The following is a 20,940-nucleotide window of genomic DNA, read 5'->3' as shown; positions in this document are numbered from 1 at the left end:
GCGATCGAGGTAAGGATAGATGCATGTTATAAATTAAAAAAGGGAATCAATTGATTCCCTGAATATTTATCCGAAACGCACGTCGCGCCCGTGCGGTTCATCCAGATCCTGCCATGGCCCAATGGAGATTATGCCCGTTGGGTTAATCGTCTTATGGCTGCGGAAATAGTGGGTGCGAATATGGTCGAAGTCGACCGTTTCGGCGATACCCGGCATCTGGTAGATGTCGCGCAGGAAACCATACAGGTTCAGATAATCGCTGATGCGGTGTTTATCACACTTAAAGTGGGTGACGTACACCGGATCAAAACGCACCAGCGTTGTCCACAGGCGGATATCAGCTTCCGTCAGTTGGTCGCCCGTCAGGTAGCGATGCTGGCCGAGGATCTGCTCCAGACGCTCAAGCGATTCAAATACCTTTCCAACCGCTTCGTCATACGCTTCCTGGCTGGTGGCAAAACCGGCCTTGTAGACACCGTTGTTCACGTTGTCGTAGATCCAGCTGTTCAGCTCGTCAATTTTATCGCGCAGCTCGACCGGATAGTAATCCCCGGCGCGGGCACCGTGGGCATCAAACGCGGTGTTGAACATGCGGATAATCTCCGCAGACTCATTGCTGACGATCGTTTGGTTTTTCTTGTCCCACAGCACCGGTACGGTGACGCGTCCGGTGTAGTGCGGATCGGCGCGCAGATAAAGCTGGTAGAGAAAATCGTGGTGATAAAGGTCGTCACCGGTGGCGGCAGGGAAATCACTGTCGAACGTCCAGCCGTTTTCCAGCATCAGCGGGTTGACCACCGAAACCGGAATGAAGGATTCGAGCCCCTTAAGCTTGCGCACGATCAGCGTGCGGTGTGCCCACGGGCAGGCGAGAGAAACATAAAGATGATAACGGTCTTTTTCTGCCGCGAAGCCGCCTTCGCCGCTCGGGCCTGGTGCGCCATCGGCGGTCAGCCAGTTACGGAAGGCCGAAACAGAGCGCTTGAAGCGACCCCCGGTGGATTTGGTGTCATACCAGACATCCTGCCAGACGCCGTCTACGAGTTGTCCCATTTTTTTCTCCTCCGTCAGATAGCAAAAGCGAGGAGATATCTCCTCGCTTTGGGTTCAATCAGTATAGCGTGCTTACCACTTCTTATTCAGAAGGCGGTCGATGCTGTATGCGCCAGGGCCAGTGATGGCCAGCAGCAGGAAGCCACCCGCGATGGTCAGGTTTTTCATGAACATCAGAGAGTTCACGCCTTCCGCAAAGTTGCTGTGGAACAGGAAAGCCGTCAGCAGGGTGAAGCCTGCGGTGAACAGCGCGGTGGTACGGGTCAGGAAGCCGAACAGCACTGCCAGGCCGCCGCCGAACTCAAGCAGGATGGTCAGAGGCAGCAGGAACCCCGGCACGCCCATGGCTTCCATATATTGCTGGGTACCCGCGTAACCGGTGATTTTTCCCCAACCTGCCACGATGAACAGAATTGGCATCAGAATACGTGCTACCAGTACACCAACATCTTCTAATTTTTTCATTTTACTCTCCAGAAAACCACATGAGCGGCTGAACTTTATTTGTCTGCAATTCCGGGTAGATACCGCGGCTCTGCTGTCGATGGAGAGGATAATAAACGGGGCGGGGGACAATTGTTAGCAAGGAAAACTGTCAATCTTCTTCAAAGATATTGAGTAAGAGAGGTGCGCGCTGGTGCCCTCACCCCAACCCTCTCCCACGGGGAGAGGGTGCAAAAACAAAAAACGGTAACCTGGGTTACCGTTTTGCTTTTATCACCGCAGCTGCTGCTGCCGCAGCGTGGCTTTCACCAGACGCCAGGCGCTCCAGGCACCAAAGCCGCGTCGTGCCCAGCGGATCAGCATATTAGGATGACGAACCGTCCAGATAGCCATCACGCTGCTGCCCACCAGTGCCCAGGAACGCAGGCTCAGGAAGGTGTTCCAGCCCCGGTCGAACGGGCGTGTTGCCTCGATCCAGTCGCGACGACCGGCGGACAGATCCAGCCGTTGCTGTTGGATCTGGCTTAGCAGAAACGCTTTTCGCTTTTGACGTTCGGCTTTATCGCTCACGGCTTGTCATCCTCCAGCAGCGAACGATCGTTGGCCAGCTCCTGGCGCGTGTGGCGCAGGAAGGTGGACTTGCGTGCTTTACGCATTGTCCAGATGCCGCCAATCAATGCCGCAACCAGCAACACCACCGTGGTGGCGATCATCGCGTTAAGACGATACTGCGGGTCGATAGCCCAGATGATTAATACCATCAGGCTCATCAGACCGAACGCGGCGAAGAGCATGGTCAGCCCGAGCATGAGCAGCATCTGGAAGAGATTGGCTTTCTCCTCTTCCAGTTCAACCACTGCCAGCCGGACGCGCGTTTCGGCAATGCCGACCAGCGTGGTTAATATACGCTGGCCGATACCGAGGACGTTATTAGCAGGCCCTTGTGCGTGACGAGGATCTTCCATAATCAACGACGCGTCAGCAGGACACCCAGCACTACACCAACGGCAGCGCCAATACCCACACCCGTCCACGGATTGTCGCGAACATATTCGTCAGCGCGCGCGGCAGCTTCACGGGTCTGTTTGGCTAATGCATCGCCGGTTTCACCGAGGCGATAACGGCTCTCTTTCAGCGCCTGCTCCGCTTTGCTGCGAAGTTTACTGACCTCTTCTTTCGACTTATCGGCAGAAGAGCTAAGTACCTCTTCCAGAGTGTCCGCCAGTGACTTCAGTTCAGCGCGCAGATTTTCTGACGTAGTATCTTTTGACATGATTCTCTCCTGTTGAGATTTCCGTTAACTCAATAATCGCGAGCTTCCAGCGCTTTCAGGTCATCCTGCGCTTCTTTCAACTTCTTCTCGCGCTTGGCAATTTTTTCCGCATCCCCTTTCTCTTTCGCTTCCTGCAGGTCTTGACGGCGCTCGGCTATCTCGTCCTTCTGTTCAGCGATTTTTTTCTGGTGATCGGCACGCAGCTTGCTGTCGGAACAGTTGTCTTTCACTTCGCTTAACGCTTTCTTCAGGCCATCAACGCGGTGCTGATTGTTATGCTTTTCGGCATAACCGATCTCGCGCTGAATATCCTGTTCTTTCTCCTGACAGAGAGAGGTGGCGTATGACGCTGTGCTTAAAGAAAAAAGGGCCAGAGCCAGGGTAATGCGGAATTTCATTATCGAAACCTTCCATTGTGTTACGGCGTGAGCCGTGATCCAGAACGATGCGGAGAACATCTGAGGGGTGCTCCGCGTACTTAAGCATAGTAAGTAAACGGCGTAATCACCAAAGTGAGTGAAAAGATTCGGAATCCTGGTAATTAACCAAACCGATGCGACGTATCGCGTAGCAGCGACATCCAGGAGGCAACATGGCTGTCGTCTTCCTGCTGAGCAATGATATAACCCTGCGGCAGCGTTCTGTCGAGCACGGCTTTTGCCGCTGCACTTTGCGCGCTGGAGTCAAATTTTATCAGCAGCACGTCGTCTTGCGGCGTGATGCTTTTAAAGCGGATCCCGTTGGCGTCCAGATGATGCCAGATGGAAAAACCATCCGGCACGCTGGCCCCCTGATTCACCGGACGTATTGCCAGCGTCGATTCCTGATGCTGCAGCGCAGCCCATGCCAGGATCAGGATGCTGAACATCATCAGCGCGATCATGGCGTAAGAGACGCGACGCAGAGCGAGCGGAGAGATAACCATGGTTAACCCCTGGCGCCGTATTTCTTTTTCCACAGGACAACCAGTGAACCCACCAGGCCAAAGACCAGCAGGACCACCGGTAACAGCATCAGGCAGGACATCAACTGATCTTCATACTTCATGAAGACCGGGGTTTTGCCCAGCGCGTAGCCCAGCGTGGTGAGGATCAGTACCCATAACAGGCCGCTCATCCAGTTAAAGAACTGGAAGCGGGTACTGCTCAGACCGGACAGCCCGGCGATGGTGGGCAGCAGAGTACGGACAAACGCGATAAAACGGCCCATCAGCAGCGCCGAAAGCCCGTGCTTATGGAAAAGATGGTGTGCGCGCTGGTGGTAATGCGCCGGAAGGTGCGAAAGCCAGTTTTGTACGATCCGCGTGTTGCCCAGCCACCGCCCCTGAATGTAGCTCACCCAGCAGCCCAGGCTGGCCGCAATAGTTAACAGCAATACGGTTTGCGGGAAGGCCATCGCCCCTTTCGCACAGAGTACGCCTACCAGGACCAGCAGACTGTCGCCCGGTAAAAAGGCAGCAGGAAGCAGTCCGTTCTCAAGGAACAGAATCATAAATAGGACAAAATAAAGCATGCCAATCATGGAAGGGTTGGCCAGCGTTTCGAAATCCTGAGCCCACAGGGCATTCAGTAGTTGGGTCAAAAGTTCCATTCAGTGTTCCTGGAAATCGGTTAACGTCACGCCTGTAATCCGGGAAAAACAGCACGGCGACATTGTTGTGATTTCATTATGGTCGCTCGCGGACACATTGGTGTGTGGCCAACACTGTTCCCTGTTAATTGGCTGGTTAGCAAGCACTAACTTACAAAATAACGAAGTGAATCCAATTGTAACAAAGCCCAACGTTCTGCGTCACAGAATTTGCAGGGGTGGAGTGATTTTGGCGTAAGCCCTGGAAGGGAGCGAGGGATTTTACAAAGGCTGACACTATATATGTTTTGCTTACCCCTGTTCGCCATCAGGCGCAGCGAAGCGCCTGCCAGCATAAAGGTAGACTATTTTGCCTGACTGGATGCGGTATCGAGATGAACCACGGGATTATCGGCAAAAAGATAGCGGTCAGCGTTAAATTCGAAGTCGTCGCTGGTTTCGTTAAACAACATCAGTTTGGTATTTTCCAGATGCTGCCACATCGCCAGTTTTGCCGCATGTGGATCTTTGCGAATCAGTGCCTTAAGAATTTGGTCGTGATCGTCGCACCAGTTATCCACGGTGCGGGAATCGATATGATCGTGCAGTTTTTTCCAGTACGGGTTATGAACGCGCTGAGTCCACATTTTTTCCACGATTGCGGCCAGCGCCGTATTCTGCGTGGCCAGCGCCACCTGGACGTGGAACTGAAGATCCCATTCTGAATCGCGGAAACATTTTTCTTTACGCGCGTTTTCCTGGATCTCCATCAGCTTCATGATGTCCTGTTTGGTGACCTGAGTAGCGGCGAATTCGGCAATATTACTCTCGATCAGCTGGCGAGCCTGGAGCAGCTCAAACGGACCGTAGCTGGCAAATTCCAGATTTTCGTCCGGTGCCGGGGAGTGTTTTGCCTGGTTGGAGATCACATGAATACCGGAACCTTTGCGTACCTCTACGTAGCCTTCCACTTCCAGCATGATGATGGCTTCACGCACGACCGTGCGGCTCACGCTCTTTTCATCCGCAATAAAGCGCTCAGCGGGAAGTTTATCACCGACAAGATAGACACCTTGCTCGATGCGATCTTTCAGCTCGGCAGCAAGTTGTTGATATAAACGACGTGGTTCGGTGATTTCCATATGCGCTCCAGGCAGGGTACGGCGGATGATTTGTTATACCACTTTTGCGAGCCACTCTCCAGATTTTGCCATGAAAAAAGCCGCTACTGAGCGGCCTTTACATGCCGGGTGGCGCTGCGCTTACCCGGCCTACGGTTTCGTTGGATGTTGTAGGCCGGGTCAGGCGAAGCCGCCACCCGGCACAGCGATGCTAACTCTGCGTTGCCGGTCCCCCGAGGGACTCTTTCGCCAGTTCGTCTGCGGATTTACTTTTCAGCACCGTCCAGATAACCACCGCACCCATCAGGTCAAAGATAGCCAGCACCGCGAACAGCGGGCTAAAGCCAATGGTATCTGCCAGCGCACCGACCACCAGCGCAAACAGGGTACTTGCTGTCCATGCCGCCATACCGGTCAGGCCGTTGGCCGTTGCCACTTCGTTACGACCGAAGACGTCTGACGAGAGCGTAATCAGCGCGCCGGACAGAGACTGGTGCGCAAAGCCGCCAATACACAGCAGGGCGATAGCCACATATGGGCTGGTGAACAGGCCGATCATGCCAGGGCCGATCATCAGCAGGGCGCCCATGGTGACGACCATTTTACGGGAGACAATCAGGTTCACCCCAAACCAGCGCTGGAACAGCGGTGGCAGGTAGCCGCCCACGATACAGCCCAGATCTGCGAACAGCATTGGCATCCAGGCGAACATCGCGATCTCTTTCAGGTTAAAGCCGTACACTTTAAACATGAACAGCGGGATCCAGGCGTTGAAGGTACCCCAGGCCGGTTCTGCCAGGAAGCGCGGCAGGGCGATCCCCCAGAACTGACGGGTGCCCAGGATCTGCCAGACGGACATTTTTTTGCCGTTGTTGGTCTGGTGTTGAGATTCCTGACCGCCAATGATGTAGTCACGCTCTTCTTCAGAGAGTTTTTTCTGGTCGCGCGGGTGTTTATAAAACACCAGCCACGCCATTGCCCATGCAAAGCTCAGTACGCCAGAGATAATGAATGCCATCTGCCAGCTGTGCATCACGATGGCCCAGACCACCAGCGGCGGCGCAATCATTGCACCAATCGACGAGCCCACGTTGAAGTAGCCTACAGCGATGGAACGCTCTTTAGCCGGGAACCATTCGGAGCTTGCCTTCAGGCCCGCCGGGATCATGGCGGCTTCAGCCGCACCGACTGCACCACGCGCCAGCGCCAGGCCGCCCCAGCTGCCTGCCAGTGCGGTTGCACCGCAGAAAATCGCCCAGGCGACGGCGAAGAAGGCATAGCCGATTTTGGTACCCAGAATATCCAGAACATAGCCTGCAACAGGCTGCATGATGGTATAAGCCGCGGAATAAGCCGCAATGATGTAGGAGTATTGCTGCGTGGTGATGTGCAACTCTTCCATCAACGTTGGAGCCGCTGCTGCCACTGTGTTACGCGTAAGGTAGCCCAGCACGGTGCCGAGCGTCACCAGTGCGATCATATACCAACGTAACCCTTTAATTTTACGCATGTAAAACCTCATCGTTATGTTATTTCCGTGCCAGAACACGGTAACTACTCAACCGTTGCCGGGAGTTGTTCAGTAACGGGAGGGGCATAACCGGGAGATGTCCCGGAACGGCCCGAACCTTGCCAAAAGTCATCGTGCATAAGTCGGTTTCCGTACCGTTAAATCTGATGTTCTTGACACCAGCAATGCATTCCGTCGGCGTAGTGTTTGCGACGGCGAAACGATAACTTGTCATACAACTTTAAAAGGTGAGTGACATCACAAATGTGTGAATCTTTGTAGGGATATTCCGCGGTGCGAGCAAAGCCAGTATTGACGCGGCCTGTAAGAGGGTTTACTCCATTTGGGGTAATTTATTTGTCGACGTTTATTGATCTGACTCACGAAAAAAACTTCGGTTGGTGGAAATTGGTGTGATAACTTTGCAGCATATGAACATACGCTTTCTGACGCTCCCGTAATGAGGAAGACGATAATGACGCCGTTTATGACCGACGATTTTCTGTTAGATACTGAATTTGCTCGCCGCCTGTACCACGACTACGCAAAGGACCAGCCGATTTTCGACTACCACTGCCATTTACCGCCGCAGCAGGTTGCCGAAAATTACCGATTCAAAAACCTGTATGATATCTGGCTGAAGGGTGACCACTATAAATGGCGCGCCATGCGCACCAACGGCGTCGCTGAGCGTCTGTGTACCGGCGACGCGACCGATCGCGAGAAGTTTGACGCCTGGGCCGCCACCGTTCCACATACCATCGGTAATCCGCTTTACCACTGGACGCACCTTGAACTGCGTCGTCCGTTTGGCATCACCGGTAAACTGCTTTCTCCCGCTACTGCGGATGAAATCTGGGATCAATGCAACGATCTGCTGGCGCAGGAACAGTTCTCCGCACGCGGCATCATGAAGCAGATGAACGTGAAGATGGTCGGCACCACTGACGATCCTGTCGATTCGCTCGAGCACCACGCCGTCGTTGCTAAAGACACCTCTTTCGACATTAAAGTGCTGCCAAGCTGGCGCCCGGATAAAGCTTTTAACATTGAGCAGACCACCTTCACTGACTACATGGCGAAGCTGGCGGAAGTGTCCGATACCGATATTCGTCGTTTTGCTGACCTGCAAACCGCGCTGACCAAACGCCTGGATCACTTCGCGGCGCACGGCTGTAAAGTCTCTGACCACGCGCTGGACGTGGTGCTGTTTGCCGAATCAAACGAAGCCGAGCTGGACAGCATCCTGGCGCGTCGTCTCTCCGGCGAAACGCTGAGCGAGCACGAAGTTGCCCAGTTCAAAACGGCGGTGCTGGTGTTCCTCGGCGCGGAATACGCCCGTCGCGGCTGGGTACAGCAGTACCATATCGGCGCGCTGCGCAATAACAACCAGCGCCAGTTCAAACTGCTGGGCGCGGACGTGGGCTTCGACTCCATCAACGACCGTCCGCTTGCGGAAGAGCTGTCCAAACTACTGAGCAAACAGAACGAGCAAAATCTGCTGCCGAAAACCATCCTCTACTGCCTGAACCCGCGCGATAACGAAGTGCTGGGCACCATGGTCGGCAACTTCCAGGGCGAAGGGATGCCGGGCAAGATGCAGTTCGGCTCCGGCTGGTGGTTTAACGATCAGAAAGACGGCATGGAGCGTCAAATGACGCAGCTGGCGCAGCTTGGGCTGCTGAGCCGCTTTGTCGGCATGCTGACAGATAGCCGCAGCTTCCTGTCCTATACCCGTCATGAATATTTCCGCCGCATTTTGTGCCAGATGATTGGCCGCTGGGTGCACGCGGGCGAAGCGCCGGCGGATATCCAGCTGCTGGGCGAAATGGTGAAAAATATCTGCTTTAACAATGCGCGTGACTACTTCGCCATTGAACTGAACTAAGGCCGTCTGAGGTTGATATGCAATACATCAAAATCCATTCGCTGGATAACGTTGCCGTCGCGCTGGCTGATTTGACCGAAGGAACGAACGTCACGTTCGACGGTCAGTCGGTCACGTTGCGCCAGGCCATTGGGCGTGGACACAAGTTTGCCCTGATCCCCATTGCGAAAGGGGAGAACGTGGTGAAGTACGGTTTGCCCATCGGCCATGCGCTGGCGGATATTGCGCCGGGTGAATATATTCACTCCCACAATACCCGTACCAATCTGAGCGATCTGGACGAGTACAGCTATCAACCTGATCTCCAGGCGGAAGCCGGGCAGGCGGCAGATCGTGAAGTGCAGATCTACCGTCGCGCCAGCGGCGAGGTGGGGATCCGCAATGAACTGTGGATCCTCCCGACCGTCGGCTGCGTGAACGGGATTGCGCGTCAAATTCAGACGCGTTTCCTGAAAGAGACCCACGATGCCGAAGGCACTGACGGCGTGCATTTGTTCAGCCATACCTACGGTTGCTCCCAGCTCGGCGACGACCACATCAATACCCGCACCATGCTGCAAAACATGGTGCGCCACCCGAACGCAGGCGCGGTGCTGGTGATTGGCCTGGGCTGTGAGAACAATCAGGTTGACGCTTTCCGCGACACGCTGGGGGAATTCGACCCTGAGCGTGTGCATTTTATGGTGTGTCAGCATCAGGACGACGAAGTGGAAGCGGGCGTTGAGCAGCTTCATCAGTTGTATGACGTCATGCGCCATGACAAGCGCGAGCCGGGCAAGCTGAGCGAGCTGAAGTTTGGTCTCGAGTGCGGCGGATCTGATGGTCTTTCCGGCATTACCGCTAACCCGATGCTCGGCCGTTTCTCCGACTACGTCATCGCCAACGGCGGCACCACGGTGCTGACCGAAGTGCCGGAAATGTTCGGCGCAGAGCGTATTCTGATGAGCCACTGCCGCGACGAAGAGACGTTTGAGAAAACCGTCACCATGGTGAACGACTTCAAACAGTACTTCATCGCCCACAATCAGCCGATTTATGAGAACCCGTCGCCGGGCAACAAGGCGGGCGGGATCACCACACTTGAAGAGAAATCCCTCGGCTGCACCCAGAAAGCGGGCGCGAGCCAGGTGGTTGACGTGCTGCGCTACGGCGAGCGCCTGAAAACGCACGGTCTGAATCTGCTCAGCGCACCGGGCAACGATGCGGTCGCCACCAGCGCGCTGGCGGGAGCCGGCTGCCATATGGTGCTGTTCAGCACCGGGCGTGGTACGCCGTACGGCGGTTTTGTGCCGACGGTGAAAATCGCCACCAACAGCGAACTGGCGGCAAAGAAAAAGCACTGGATTGACTTTGATGCGGGCCAGCTGATTCACGGCAAAGCGATGCCGCAGCTGCTCGATGAATTTGTTGATGTCATCGTGGAAATTGCCAGCGGCAAGCAAACCTGTAACGAGAAGAACGACTTCCGCGAGCTGGCGCTCTTTAAGAGTGGTGTGACGCTTTAGGTGGTTAGTCGGGTGACGCTAGCGTTTACCCGACCTGGTGAACCCTGTAGGCCCGGTAAGGCGTAGCCGCCACCGGGCTTTTCTTTTTAACTGCGCAGAGCATTCTTAGCTAAACGCGCGTCTTCCGCCTGACAGGCCGCTGCGGTGAACAGCACGTCGGTAGAGGAGTTCAGCGCCGTTTCGCAGGAGTCCTGCAATACGCCGATGATAAAGCCAACGGCCACAACCTGCATCGCGATCTCGTTCGGGATACCGAACATATTACACGCCAGCGGGATCAGCAGCAGCGAGCCGCCCGCCACGCCGGATGCGCCACAGGCACACAGTGACGCCACCACGCTCAACAGCAGCGCGGTTGGCAGATCCACTGGAATGCCCAGCGTATGTACCGCCGCTAGCGTCAGCACGGTGATAGTGATCGCCGCACCCGCCATGTTCACGGTTGCGCCCAGCGGGATTGACACGGAATAGGTATCGCGATCCAGGTTCAGCTTCTCAGCAAGCGCCATGTTAACCGGAATGTTCGCCGCAGAGCTGCGGGTGAAGAAAGCATACACGCCGCTCTCGCGCAGGCAGGTCAGCACCAGCGGGTACGGGTTGCGGCGGATCTGCCAGAACACCAGCAGCGGGTTAATGACCAGCGCGACCAGCAGCATACAGCCAATCAGCACAATCAGAAGCTGCGCGTAACCCCACAGGGTTTCAAACCCGGTGGTTGCCAGCGTTGAGGAGACCAGACCGAAGATACCGATTGGCGCAAAACGAATAACGATTTTCACCATAAAGGTCACGGCGTTCGACACGTCGTTAATCAGGTTTTTCGTGGTCTCGTTGCCGTGACGCAGCGCGAAGCCCAGGCCAATCGCCCAGACCAGGATACCAATGTAGTTTGCATTCAGCAGGGCATCAATCGGGTTAGTGACCATGCTCATCAGCAGACCGCGAAGGACTTCCACAATCCCGGATGGCGGGGTGATATCACCGGCCGCGCTGGTCAGGTGCAGCGTGGATGGGAACAGGAAGCTAAACACCACGGCCGTTAATGCAGCAGAGAAGGTTCCCAGCAGATACAGGAACAGAATAGGGCGAATGTTGGTTTTTTGTCCGTGTTGATGGTTGGCAATTGACGCCATCACCAGCATCAGTACCAGAACCGGCGCGACAGCTTTCAGTGCACCAACAAACAGCGTACCCAGCAGGCCCGTCGCGATAGCAGCAGGTTTCGACACCAGCGCCAGCAGGATCCCCAGTACCAGCCCTACCAGAATTTGTTTAACCAGACTCCCCTGCGCCAGGCGCGCAAAAAGCCCCATTGATTGTGTGCTCATACATTATTCCTGAGTGAAATTGCGTTCCATTCCGAATGTGCTCTTAGTCACATTTATGTCCGGATGTAAGTAAATGTTTGCCTGGTCGAGTATAGGGAATGCGCGAAAGGAGGGAAGCGTAAAATGCTGGATTTTACGTGTTGCGTCATGTTTTTTAACTATTGATTAACGAAGGTGCCGGGTGGCGCTGCGCCACCCGGCAAAATGTACTAAGCCTGCTGCTTCTTATCGTGCTGGCGGTTAACCCAGGTATTGATAATCAGCGTCACAACCAGAATGCCAAACACCACGCCGAGCGAAATGGCGATAGGGATGTGGTAGAAATCGACGATCAGCATCTTGATACCGATAAACACCAGGATCACCGACAGGCCGTACTTCAGCATGGAGAAGCGCTCCGCCGCGCCCGCAAGCAGGAAGTACATCGCACGTAGACCGAGGATTGCAAACAGGTTAGAGGTCAGCACAATGAACGGGTCGGTGGTGACGGCAAAGATTGCCGGGATGCTGTCGACCGCGAAAATCACGTCGCTCAGCTCGACCAGAATCAGCACCAGCAGCAGCGGCGTGGCAAACAGCAGGCCGTTCTTGCGCACGAAGAAGTGCTCGGTTTCGATTTTGTCCGTCATGCGCAGATGGCTGCGGATCCACTTCACCAACGGCTTCTCGCCAATACCGGTTTCGTCTTCTTTCGCCAGCGCCATTTTGACCCCGGTAAAGAGCAAGAACGCGCCGAAGACGTACAGCAGCCATTCAAACTGGGTAATCAACCAGCTGCCGGCGAAGATCATGATGGTACGCAGGATAATCGCACCCAGCACGCCATAGACCAGCACGCGGCGCTGTAGGGCAGCAGGTACGGCGAAGTAGCTGAACAGCATCAGCCAGACGAAGACGTTATCAACGGCCAGGGCTTTTTCAATCAGATAGCCGGTGAGGAAGGCGAGCGCCTGAGGATCGGCCACCGCACGGCCTTCGGTCGAGGCCAGATACCACCAGAAGGCGGCACAGAACAGCAGGGAGAGAGTAACCCACACAAGAGACCAGGCCGCAGCCTGTTTGATGCTCATGCCGTGCGCGCCGCGACGGCCCTGCAAAAAGAGGTCGATCGCCAGCATGATGAGCACGACAACCGCGAATCCGCCCCACAACATTGGAGTGCCGACAGAATGCATACTATTTTCCTTACACATAAAAAAACAAAAACGGCTATGGTCAGAAGACGATAGCCGTTAGCTTTTTATGCATAGACCTCGCCTTCCGGCAAGGTCTCACTTACAACCACGAGGGTTGCCCGGCGACCGGATGCGGTATTGCACGCATCGTAATGACGATCCACCGGCGAAGAAGTTACTCCCCTTTGCAGGTAACAAAATATGTCAGACCATCGGTTTCGTCAATGGTCTGCGCCGTTTCATTACACAGTTTTACGCGATAGCTTCCGCGCTCACGTCGTCTGCCGGGAACACCACGCCGGTCTGGCGGCGGATCTCCGTTTGCAGCTTCGCCGTGGTGCGGCTTACCGCGAGGCCAGGGTGATTCACTTCGTTGTCTTCCACCAGACGGGCGAAGACCTCTGCCTCATAGAGCATAGTGTTAATATGCTGAGGCTGCGTCAGCTCCTGCGCTTTACCGCCGCGCGGCACAAAGCTCACTTTCTGGCATTCGGAGATCTTCTCGATAACCAGCGAGCCCGCCTCGCCCTGAATTTCGCTCGGCAGCACGGAATCGCTCACCTTGGAGTGCTGCAGCGTGACGCTGAAATCACCGTAATCCAGGACCGCTAAACCGTGCGCATCCACGCCGCTCTCCAGCAGGCTGGCGGTGGCCGTTACGCCATGCGGCTCGCCCCACAGGGCCACGGCAGAGGCCAGGCAGTAGAAGCCGATATCCATAATCGAGCCGTTAGAGAACGCCGGGTTAAAGGTGTTCGGGTTCTCGCCGTCCAGGTAGCGCTGGTAGCGCGACGAGTACTGGCAGTAGTTGATAAAGGCTTTACGCACTTTGCCAATTTTCGGCAGGGACTGCTGCAACAGCAGGAAATTCGGCAGGCTGGCGGTTTTGAACGCTTCGAACAGCACCACCTGGTTTTCGCGGGCAAGCGCAATGGCCGCTTCCACTTCCTGAATATTCGACGCCAGCGGCTTCTCGCAAATCACATGCTTTTTATGGCTGAGGAACAGCTTCGTTTGCGGGAAGTGCAGGGAGTTCGGGCTGGCGATATAGACCGCGTCAATGGCGTCGCTTTGCGCCATCTCGTCGAGCGAGGTGAACAGATGCTCGACCAGGTAATCGTTCGCGAAACTCTGCGCCTGCTCGAGGCTGCGGGAATAGACCGCGGTAAGCTTATATTTGCCGGTTTCGTGGGCGGCGTCGACGAACTGGCGCGTGATCCAGTTCGTTCCAATGACTGCGAAACGTATCATAAACGTTTACGTACTCCGTAGCGGGGAACCTTTAGCCACTGTAGCACGTCATCATGACAATTCGCGTGCGCTATTCCGCATTACTATTTAACGATAAATGCGTAAGCCATAGCCGGGTATCAAACTCCAGCTGGTGGTACTGCGGCTCCATGTGGCAGCACAGGGAATAGAACGCTTTGTCGTGCTCTTTCTCTTTCAGATGCGCCAGCTCATGCACCACGATCATCCGCAAAAAGGCTTCCGGTGCGTTACGGAACACGGTCGCCACGCGGATCTCCGCTTTGGCCTTCAGCTTGCCGCCCTGCACGCGGGAAATCGCGGTATGCAGGCCGAGCGCGTTCTTCAGAACGTGGATCTTGTTGTCGTACATCACCTTGTTGATCGGCGGCGCGCTCTTCAGATAACGGCTTTTCAGATCCTGCGTATACTGCCAGAGCGCTTTATCGGTCGCGAAATCGTGCGTGCCGGGATAGCGTTTTTCCAGCACCGCGCCGAGCTTCTGCTCGGCAATCAGGCTGCGAACCTGAGTCAGTAAATGCTCCGGATAGCCCTGGAGATAAGTAAGTTGGTTCATCAACGCCCCAAATCGACAATAAAACGGGTATACTCACGCACCCTTTTCAGGGATACGCCAAATTTTACCATTCAGGAGGGCCGATGAGCCACTTAGACAACGGTTTCCGTTCACTCAACCTTAAACGTTTCCCGGAAACGGACGACGTTAACCCGCTTCAGGCGTGGGAAGCGGCGGATGAATATCTGCTGCAGCAGTTGGATGAGACTGAAATCCGCGGCCCGGTTTTGATCCTGAATGACGCGTTTGGTGCGCTGGGCTGCGCCCTGGCGGAGCACACGCCTTACAGCATCGGCGATTCCTACCTGAGCGAGCTGGCGACGCGTGAAAACCTGCGCCATAACGACATCGAAGAGTCCAGCGTGAAGTTCCTCGACAGTACCGCGGACTACCCGCAGGCGCCGGGCGTGGTGCTGATCAAAGTGCCAAAAACCATGGCGCTGCTGGAGCAGCAGCTTCGCGCGCTGCGTAAAGTGGTGACGCCTGAAACGCGCATTATCGCGGGCGCCAAAGCGCGCGATATCCACACCTCGACGCTGGAGCTGTTTGAGAAAGTGCTCGGCCCGACCACCACGACGCTGGCCTGGAAAAAAGCGCGCCTGATCAACTGTACGTTCAGCGCACCGGCGCTGGCCGACGCGCCAGAGACCCTGAGCTGGAAGCTGGAAGGCACCGACTGGACCATCCACAACCATGCGAACGTCTTCTCCCGTACCGGGCTGGATATCGGCGCGCGTTTCTTTATTGAACATCTGCCGGAAAACCTGGAAGGCGAAATCGTCGACCTGGGCTGCGGCAACGGCGTGATTGGCCTGACGCTGCTGGCGAAGAATCCGGACGCCAGCGTGGTGTTCAGCGACGAGTCGCCAATGGCGGTGGCCTCCAGCCGTCTGAACGTGGAAACCAACATGCCGGACGCGCTGGACCGCTGCGAGTTTATGATCAACAACGCGCTGTCTGGCGTAGAGCCGTTCCGCTTCAACGCGGTGTTCTGCAACCCGCCGTTCCACCAGAAGCACGCCCTGACGGATAACGTCGCGTGGGAGATGTTCCACCACGCGCGCCGCTGCCTGAAAATCAACGGCGAGCTGTACATCGTGGCGAACCGCCACCTGGACTACTTCCACAAGCTGAAGAAGATTTTCGGTAACTGCGTCACCATTGCGACCAATAACAAGTTTGTGGTGTTGAAGTCGGTGAAGCTGGGGCGCCGTCGTTAAGATTGTTTTGCCCGGTGGCGCTTCGCTTACCGGGCCTACAATGGCCTCGGACCCGTAGGCCGGGCAAGCGCAGCGCCGCCCGGCAATGTTCTAGATCGCCAGAGCTAACTTCGTCCCCTGCGCAATTGCCCGCCGCGCATCCAGCTCCATCGCCACGTCGCACCCGCCAATCAAATGCACCGTTTTACCGGCTTCGCGCAGCGGATCCGCCAGATCGCGCTTCGGCTCCTGCCCGGCGCATAAAATCACATGATCCACGCGCAGCAGCTGCGGTTCACCGCCGATCGTGACGTGTAAACCCTCGTCGTCGATCTTCTGGTAGCTGACCGCCGGGATCATCTTCACCCCGCGTGAGAGCAGGGTGGCGCGGTGGATCCAGCCCGTGGTTTTGCCCAGCCCTTCGCCCGGCTTGCTGGCCTTACGCTGCAGCATCACGATCTGGCGCGGGCTTTTCGGCAGCTGAGGCCCTTCCGGGCGTAGCCCGCCGGACTGCTTCAGGCTGGTGTCGATACCCCATTCCACGCAAAACTCGGCGATATTCTGGCTGGTGGCCTCGCCCGGCTGGCTTAAATACATGGCGGTATCAAAGCCGATCCCGCCGCAGCCGATAATTGCCACTTTCTCGCCAACCGGTGTTTTGTCCCGCAATACATCCAGATAGCTCAACACCTTCGGATGATCGATGCCCTCGATCGCAGGCAGGCGCGGTACGATCCCGCTCGCCAGGATCACCTCATCGAAACCGATCAGATCCGCTGCGCTGACAAACTGGTTAAGCCGCAGCTCGATGCCTGTAAGCTCGATCATCCGGCGATAGTAGCGCAGGGTTTCATAGAACTCCTCTTTGCCGGGGATCTGTTTGGCGATATTAAACTGGCCGCCAATCTCCGCCAGCGCATCAAACAGCGTCACGCTGTGCCCGCGCGAAGCGGCATTCACCGCAAACGCCAGTCCCGCCGGGCCTGCGCCCACCACGGCCAGACGCTTCTTGTTAGCCGCCGGAACGAGCGGCATTTTGGTTTCATGGCAGGCGCGAGGGTTAACCAGGCAAGAGGTGACCTTGCCGACGAAAATCTGATCCAGACAGGCCTGGTTACAGCCGATGCAGGTGTTGATCTCATCCGCACGGCCGCTTTGCGCTTTGGAGAGCAGTTCGGCATCCGCGAGGAACGGACGCGCCATCGAGACCATGTCGGCATCACCGCGTGAAATCACATCGTCCGCCACCTGCGGATCGTTAATGCGGTTGGTCGTGACCAGCGGAACAGACACTTTGCCCTTCAGCCTGCGCGTTACCCAGCTGAACGCCGCGCGTGGCACCGGCGTGGCGATGGTCGGGATGCGCGCCTCGTGCCAGCCGATGCCGGTGTTGATAATCGTGGCCCCTGCGGCTTCAATCGCCTGCGCCAGCTGTACGGTTTCGTCGAACGTCCCGCCGCCTTCCACCAGGTCGAGCATCGACAGGCGGAAGATGATAATAAAGTCCGCGCCCGCACGTTCACGCACCGCTCGCACCACCTCCACGGCAAAGCGCATGCGGCGGGCATAATCGCCGCCCCATTCGTCGTCGCGATGGTTGGTGCGGGCGGCGAGGAATTCGTTAATAAGGTAGCCTTCTGAACCCATCACCTCGACGCCGTCGTAGCCCGCCTCGCGTGCCAGCGCGGCGCAGCGGGCGAAGTCGTCAATCAGCGCCAGGATCTCGTCATGGGTGAGGGCGTGAGGTTTAAAACGGTTAATAGGCGCCTGAAGGGCCGACGGTGCGACCAGGTTCGGCTGATAGCTGTAGCGCCCGGTGTGCAGGATTTGCAGGGCGATTTTGCCGCCCTCGCGGTGTACCGCGTCGGTCACAATGCGGTGATGCGGCAGCTGTGATGCATCGTTCAGGATCGCGCCGCCCTCCATGCCCACGCCGGAAGGCGCAGGGGCCACGCCGCCGGTGACAATCAGCGCCACCCCGTGGCGAGCGCGCTCGGCATAGAAGGCCGCCAGACGCTCGGCCCCGTCCGGATGCTCTTCCAGTCCGGTGTGCATCGAGCCCATCAACACGCGGTTTTTGAGTGTGGTGAACCCCAGATCGAGGGGGGCGAATAACGACGGGTAGCGGCTCATAGTCTCTTCCAGTGTAAAATTATTGTTATGTGGTCGGATGAGTTACTAATTTAGCCAGCGGCAGTAGAAAGGTAAAAGCGGGATCGAATGATTGTGATAGATCTCAAAGAACTTCCCCGGTGGCGCTTCGCTTACCGGGGCTACAAAACCGTAGGCCGGATAAGCGCAGCGCCATCCGGCGGTTTTTACGGCGTCGTTGCACGCACCAGCCCCGGCGCCTGCCACATCGACGTCGTCAGTCCGCTGTCCACCAGACCAAGCTGGTCTGCGTACACCGCCTGCCATTTCTGCATCATGCCGTCGTACAGCTCGCGGTGCGCCGGGTTCGGCGTAAACTCCCGGCTCCACTTCACCAGCCGCTCGCCCGTCGAGGCCATATCCGCAAACAGCCCCGCGCCAGCACCTGCCGCAATCGCGCAGCCGAGCGCCGTCGCCTCTTTCACTTCCGGCACGCGCACCGGCAGCCCGGTGACATCGCTTAAGATCTGGCTCCACAGCGCCCCTTTCGAACCGCCACCCGCAAACACCAGGCCCTCAAACGTCACGCCGGAGAAGCGCGAAATCTGCGCCAGGTTGCAGGCCGAGACGATCGCCGCGTTCTCCTCCAGGGCGCGGAACAGCGTCGCTTTGTTGCATTTTTCCGGGTCGATGGAGAGGTTAATAAACGACGGTGCAGCGTGGTACCACTGCTTAAAATGCATCGCGTCGGAGAATATCGGCATTACCCCGTGGGAGCCCGCCGGCACGCGGCTTGCCATCTCTTCCAGCAGGGAATAGGTGTCCATTCCCATCCGTTCGGCAATCAGCTTTTCCTCCGCGCAGAAGGCGTCGCGGAACCAGCGCATGGTCAGCCCGGTAAAGAAGCTGATCGACTCCGCCTGCGCCATGCCGGGAATAACGTGCGGGTTCACGCGGATGTTCATGTCGGGGTCGGTGCGTACCTGCGGCAGGTTAACCACCTGCTGCCAGAAGGTGCCGCCCAGCACCGCCGTTTGTCCGGCGCGAACCACGCCCAGCCCCAGACAGCCCAGCTGCACGTCGCCGCCGCCCATCACTACCGGCGTGCCTTCGCGCAGGCCGCTCTGCTGCGCGGCTTCATGGGTAATGGCACCCAGCACGGTGCCGGTCTCTTTCACCGGGGAGAGGATATCGGCGCGCAGCCCGGCCATGTCGAGAAGCGCCGGACGCCAGTCGCGGGAGAAGAGATCCAGCATGCCCGTCGTGCCCGCGTTCGACGGGTCGACCGCCAGCTCGCCGGAAAGCTTCGCCGCCAGCCAGTCGCTGATCATGGTGATTGTCGCGGCCCTGCGGTAGATGTCCGGGCGATGGTGCGCCAGCCACAGCAGGCGCGGCATGGCGCTCAGCGCCAGCGTTTGCCCTGAGACGTCATACACTTCGGATTCAAAACGGTTGTCGTGGATCTCTTTGAGTTCGGCCACCTCGCGGCTGGCGCGGGCGTCGACGTTGGCACAGGCCCAGATGGCCTCGCCGTTGCGGTCGTACAGCACGATCCCTTCGCGCATCGAACAGCAGGCGACGGACTGGATATCTGCCGCGCTCAGGCGCGCATGCTCCAGCGCCTGATGAATGCACCGGCAGGCCAGCCGCCAGTTGGTGTCGAGATCGAACTCCATCGAGCCCGGCACGTTCTCCACGCTCAGGTGCTTCCACTCGGCCTGGCCGACGGCAATCTGGTTGCCCTGCAAATCGAAAATCACGGCGCGAACGCTGCCTGTCCCTGCATCTAACGCTAAAAGGTAACTCATGAGCTTGCCTCATTGTTAGCGCAGGGCATGCCCTTTACGTCAGGGCCAGCACCGCGCGGGCTGTCGTCTCCTCCGTCACCAGGCCATTGATACGGCGACCCTTCAGTGCGGCATAAATCGCATCGGCTTTCTCTTCCCCTCCGGCCACACCAACGATGGTGGGCAGCTGCGCCAGTTCATCGAGCGTGACGCCAAGTAACTCTTTATGGATCTCCAGCTCCTCGACGCACTCCCCTTCGGCATTGAGGAAATAGCCAAGAATGTCGCCGACCGCGCCTTTGCGGGCGTACATCAGCTGTTCACCTTCGCTGATGTAGCCGGAGCGCAGTATCGTGGCGTCACGGCGCTGGTTCACCGAGCCAATGCCGACCACTGCAACATCGGCGGCGGTGGCGGCGAGGATCACGTCCCGCACGCTGGTCTCGCGTTTTAAGATCCCGGCAACTTCTGCAGATGAAACGCGAAGCGGGGCGGGGATCATGCTGACGCTGCAGGCCGCGTCCAGCTGGCCGATACCGGTCATATACGGCCCGACGCCGCCGGAGAGCGTCACCAGGCGGATCTGCTGTGAGCTGATAAAGCCGCTCAGGTGCTGCAGGCTGCTCATGGTGGTTTCACCAAACCCCACCGCCAGCAGCTGGCCGGGCTCCAGCACGCCCATCAGCGACTGCGCCGCGCCAATGCCCAGCCGCACGTTCATCGGCGGCGTATTCAGAGCGGGCATTACGCGCACCAGCTTCAGGCCAAAGCGCTGCTGTAGCTCGGTCTCCAGCGCCAGACAGCCCTCGTAGCGGGAGTTGATCTGCACCCGGATCACCCCGGACTGGCGGCCCTTCTCCAGCAGGCGGGAAATCTTCAAACGCGGCAGCCCGAGCCGTTCACCGATGTCGTTCTGGGTCAATCCGTCGTGGTAATAGCACCAGGCCACGCGCGCCACCAGCTCCTCTTCCGCCAGTGCCAGCCCGGCAAACCGTCCTTCTTCCGCAGTGCGTTTATCGCTCATAGTTGAACTCTTATAAAAATTTAGATCATATGTTCGTGATGGCGCAGGTGGAAAGTGTGAGCCACGCGGCAAAACGGATCTTTATAGATCGTTTCTGGTTTATCTGTATCTCAATCGATAAAACTGTGATCCCTGCACGGTTGTAAAT

General features: G+C 57.2%; 20 protein-coding genes. 3 read left to right on the top strand and 17 right to left on the bottom strand.

What is annotated here, in order from left to right; all coding sequences use genetic code 11:
• Positions 1 to 66 precede the first annotated feature (66 nt).
• The 10 genes from N2K86_RS19295 to N2K86_RS19250 form a co-directional block, all read right to left on the bottom strand.
• The gene (locus N2K86_RS19295) at positions 67 to 1,053 is read right to left on the bottom strand and encodes a glutathione S-transferase family protein (RefSeq protein ID WP_260659658.1); all 987 of its coding nucleotides are present in this window, start codon (positions 1,051 to 1,053) and stop codon (positions 67 to 69) included.
• Between the two features lie 72 nt (positions 1,054 to 1,125).
• Entirely contained in the window at positions 1,126 to 1,518 is a 393-nt protein-coding gene (locus N2K86_RS19290; protein ID WP_010435893.1) for a DoxX family protein, read from the bottom strand.
• Positions 1,519 to 1,770: 252 nt separating this feature from the next.
• Positions 1,771 to 2,067: a YqjK-like family protein gene (locus N2K86_RS19285; RefSeq protein ID WP_260659657.1), complete on the bottom strand. Its 297-nt coding sequence runs from the start codon at positions 2,065 to 2,067 to the stop codon at positions 1,771 to 1,773.
• Positions 2,064 to 2,462: a phage holin family protein gene (locus N2K86_RS19280; RefSeq protein WP_221552841.1), complete on the bottom strand. Its 399-nt coding sequence runs from the start codon at positions 2,460 to 2,462 to the stop codon at positions 2,064 to 2,066. Before N2K86_RS19280 ends, N2K86_RS19285 begins: the two co-directional genes overlap by 4 nt.
• 2 nt (positions 2,463 to 2,464) lie before the next feature.
• On the bottom strand, positions 2,465 to 2,770 hold the full coding sequence (locus tag N2K86_RS19275) for a DUF883 family protein (protein ID WP_010435890.1): 306 nt from the start codon (positions 2,768 to 2,770) through the stop codon (positions 2,465 to 2,467).
• Between the two features lie 29 nt (positions 2,771 to 2,799).
• Positions 2,800 to 3,168 (bottom strand): DUF1090 domain-containing protein, encoded by a 369-nt coding sequence (locus N2K86_RS19270; RefSeq protein WP_260659656.1) that lies wholly within the window; start codon positions 3,166 to 3,168, stop codon positions 2,800 to 2,802.
• A gap of 143 nt (positions 3,169 to 3,311) precedes the next feature.
• Entirely contained in the window at positions 3,312 to 3,695 is a 384-nt protein-coding gene (gene mzrA / locus N2K86_RS19265) for an EnvZ/OmpR regulon moderator MzrA (RefSeq protein WP_238458546.1), read from the bottom strand.
• A 2-nt stretch (positions 3,696 to 3,697) separates the two neighbouring features.
• Positions 3,698 to 4,360 carry a DedA family general envelope maintenance protein YqjA gene (gene yqjA, locus N2K86_RS19260; RefSeq protein ID WP_010435886.1) on the bottom strand — a complete coding sequence of 221 codons (663 nt, stop codon included), beginning with the start codon at positions 4,358 to 4,360 and terminating at the stop codon, positions 3,698 to 3,700.
• Positions 4,361 to 4,704: 344 nt separating this feature from the next.
• Positions 4,705 to 5,481, bottom strand: a complete 777-nt coding sequence (gene exuR, locus N2K86_RS19255) for a transcriptional regulator ExuR (RefSeq protein WP_010435883.1) — start codon at positions 5,479 to 5,481, stop codon at positions 4,705 to 4,707.
• Between the two features lie 190 nt (positions 5,482 to 5,671).
• Positions 5,672 to 6,970, bottom strand: a complete 1,299-nt coding sequence (locus N2K86_RS19250) for an MFS transporter (RefSeq protein WP_260659655.1) — start codon at positions 6,968 to 6,970, stop codon at positions 5,672 to 5,674.
• 475 nt (positions 6,971 to 7,445) lie between these two features.
• On the opposite strand from N2K86_RS19250, the gene uxaC reads away from it, so the two are divergent.
• Both uxaC and N2K86_RS19240 read left to right on the top strand, forming a co-directional pair.
• A complete protein-coding gene (gene uxaC, locus N2K86_RS19245; protein ID WP_260659654.1) occupies positions 7,446 to 8,858 on the top strand; it encodes a glucuronate isomerase in 1,413 nt (470 codons plus the stop codon).
• A gap of 17 nt (positions 8,859 to 8,875) precedes the next feature.
• A complete protein-coding gene (locus N2K86_RS19240; protein WP_260659653.1) occupies positions 8,876 to 10,363 on the top strand; it encodes a UxaA family hydrolase in 1,488 nt (495 codons plus the stop codon).
• A gap of 86 nt (positions 10,364 to 10,449) precedes the next feature.
• Here N2K86_RS19240 and sstT read toward each other — a convergent pair whose 3' ends face one another.
• The 4 genes from sstT to N2K86_RS19220 form a co-directional block, all read right to left on the bottom strand.
• Positions 10,450 to 11,691, bottom strand: coding sequence for a serine/threonine transporter SstT (gene sstT / locus N2K86_RS19235; RefSeq protein WP_260659652.1), 1,242 nt, complete (start codon positions 11,689 to 11,691; stop codon positions 10,450 to 10,452).
• Between the two features lie 209 nt (positions 11,692 to 11,900).
• On the bottom strand, positions 11,901 to 12,866 hold the full coding sequence (locus tag N2K86_RS19230; protein WP_260659651.1) for a TerC family protein: 966 nt from the start codon (positions 12,864 to 12,866) through the stop codon (positions 11,901 to 11,903).
• Between the two features lie 252 nt (positions 12,867 to 13,118).
• Positions 13,119 to 14,117 carry a Gfo/Idh/MocA family protein gene (locus N2K86_RS19225; protein ID WP_010435866.1) on the bottom strand — a complete coding sequence of 333 codons (999 nt, stop codon included), beginning with the start codon at positions 14,115 to 14,117 and terminating at the stop codon, positions 13,119 to 13,121.
• Between the two features lie 70 nt (positions 14,118 to 14,187).
• Positions 14,188 to 14,691, bottom strand: coding sequence for a YgjP-like metallopeptidase domain-containing protein (locus N2K86_RS19220; RefSeq protein WP_047347756.1), 504 nt, complete (start codon positions 14,689 to 14,691; stop codon positions 14,188 to 14,190).
• 83 nt (positions 14,692 to 14,774) lie between these two features.
• On the opposite strand from N2K86_RS19220, the gene rlmG reads away from it, so the two are divergent.
• Positions 14,775 to 15,911, top strand: a complete 1,137-nt coding sequence (rlmG, locus tag N2K86_RS19215; protein ID WP_260659650.1) for a 23S rRNA (guanine(1835)-N(2))-methyltransferase RlmG — start codon at positions 14,775 to 14,777, stop codon at positions 15,909 to 15,911.
• Between the two features lie 90 nt (positions 15,912 to 16,001).
• On the opposite strand, the gene N2K86_RS19210 is transcribed toward rlmG, so the two are convergent.
• The 3 genes from N2K86_RS19210 to lsrR form a co-directional block, all read right to left on the bottom strand.
• On the bottom strand, positions 16,002 to 18,023 hold the full coding sequence (locus N2K86_RS19210) for an NADPH-dependent 2,4-dienoyl-CoA reductase (protein ID WP_260659649.1): 2,022 nt from the start codon (positions 18,021 to 18,023) through the stop codon (positions 16,002 to 16,004).
• Between the two features lie 185 nt (positions 18,024 to 18,208).
• Complete coding sequence (gene lsrK / locus N2K86_RS19205) at positions 18,209 to 19,789, bottom strand: autoinducer-2 kinase (protein WP_260659648.1); 1,581 nt, start codon at positions 19,787 to 19,789, stop codon at positions 18,209 to 18,211.
• Positions 19,790 to 19,823: 34 nt separating this feature from the next.
• Positions 19,824 to 20,792, bottom strand: coding sequence for a transcriptional regulator LsrR (gene lsrR, locus N2K86_RS19200; RefSeq protein ID WP_010435856.1), 969 nt, complete (start codon positions 20,790 to 20,792; stop codon positions 19,824 to 19,826).
• Positions 20,793 to 20,940 lie beyond the last annotated feature (148 nt).

This window comes from Enterobacter mori (assembly GCF_025244905.1).
GTDB lineage: Bacteria > Pseudomonadota > Gammaproteobacteria > Enterobacterales > Enterobacteriaceae > Enterobacter > Enterobacter mori_A.
This window is presented reverse-complemented; position numbering and strand designations above follow the sequence as displayed.

What these genes read in the sequence shown, in the direction of transcription:
- lsrR (WP_010435856.1), bottom strand. Translation starts at nt 20,792, where the DNA reads ATGAGCGATAAACGCACTGCGGAAGAAGGACGGTTTGCCGGGCTGGCA.
- N2K86_RS19295 (WP_260659658.1), bottom strand. Translation starts at nt 1,053, where the DNA reads ATGGGACAACTCGTAGACGGCGTCTGGCAGGATGTCTGGTATGACACC.
- yqjA (WP_010435886.1), bottom strand. Translation starts at nt 4,360, where the DNA reads ATGGAACTTTTGACCCAACTACTGAATGCCCTGTGGGCTCAGGATTTC.
- rlmG (WP_260659650.1), top strand. Translation starts at nt 14,775, where the DNA reads ATGAGCCACTTAGACAACGGTTTCCGTTCACTCAACCTTAAACGTTTC.
- N2K86_RS19220 (WP_047347756.1), bottom strand. Translation starts at nt 14,691, where the DNA reads ATGAACCAACTTACTTATCTCCAGGGCTATCCGGAGCATTTACTGACT.
- N2K86_RS19250 (WP_260659655.1), bottom strand. Translation starts at nt 6,970, where the DNA reads ATGCGTAAAATTAAAGGGTTACGTTGGTATATGATCGCACTGGTGACG.
- N2K86_RS19230 (WP_260659651.1), bottom strand. Translation starts at nt 12,866, where the DNA reads ATGCATTCTGTCGGCACTCCAATGTTGTGGGGCGGATTCGCGGTTGTC.
- sstT (WP_260659652.1), bottom strand. Translation starts at nt 11,691, where the DNA reads ATGAGCACACAATCAATGGGGCTTTTTGCGCGCCTGGCGCAGGGGAGT.
- N2K86_RS19210 (WP_260659649.1), bottom strand. Translation starts at nt 18,023, where the DNA reads ATGAGCCGCTACCCGTCGTTATTCGCCCCCCTCGATCTGGGGTTCACC.
- N2K86_RS19290 (WP_010435893.1), bottom strand. Translation starts at nt 1,518, where the DNA reads ATGAAAAAATTAGAAGATGTTGGTGTACTGGTAGCACGTATTCTGATG.
- lsrK (WP_260659648.1), bottom strand. Translation starts at nt 19,789, where the DNA reads ATGAGTTACCTTTTAGCGTTAGATGCAGGGACAGGCAGCGTTCGCGCC.
- N2K86_RS19240 (WP_260659653.1), top strand. Translation starts at nt 8,876, where the DNA reads ATGCAATACATCAAAATCCATTCGCTGGATAACGTTGCCGTCGCGCTG.
- N2K86_RS19225 (WP_010435866.1), bottom strand. Translation starts at nt 14,117, where the DNA reads ATGATACGTTTCGCAGTCATTGGAACGAACTGGATCACGCGCCAGTTC.
- N2K86_RS19280 (WP_221552841.1), bottom strand. Translation starts at nt 2,462, where the DNA reads ATGGAAGATCCTCGTCACGCACAAGGGCCTGCTAATAACGTCCTCGGT.
- mzrA (WP_238458546.1), bottom strand. Translation starts at nt 3,695, where the DNA reads ATGGTTATCTCTCCGCTCGCTCTGCGTCGCGTCTCTTACGCCATGATC.
- exuR (WP_010435883.1), bottom strand. Translation starts at nt 5,481, where the DNA reads ATGGAAATCACCGAACCACGTCGTTTATATCAACAACTTGCTGCCGAG.
- N2K86_RS19275 (WP_010435890.1), bottom strand. Translation starts at nt 2,770, where the DNA reads ATGTCAAAAGATACTACGTCAGAAAATCTGCGCGCTGAACTGAAGTCA.
- N2K86_RS19270 (WP_260659656.1), bottom strand. Translation starts at nt 3,168, where the DNA reads ATGAAATTCCGCATTACCCTGGCTCTGGCCCTTTTTTCTTTAAGCACA.
- uxaC (WP_260659654.1), top strand. Translation starts at nt 7,446, where the DNA reads ATGACGCCGTTTATGACCGACGATTTTCTGTTAGATACTGAATTTGCT.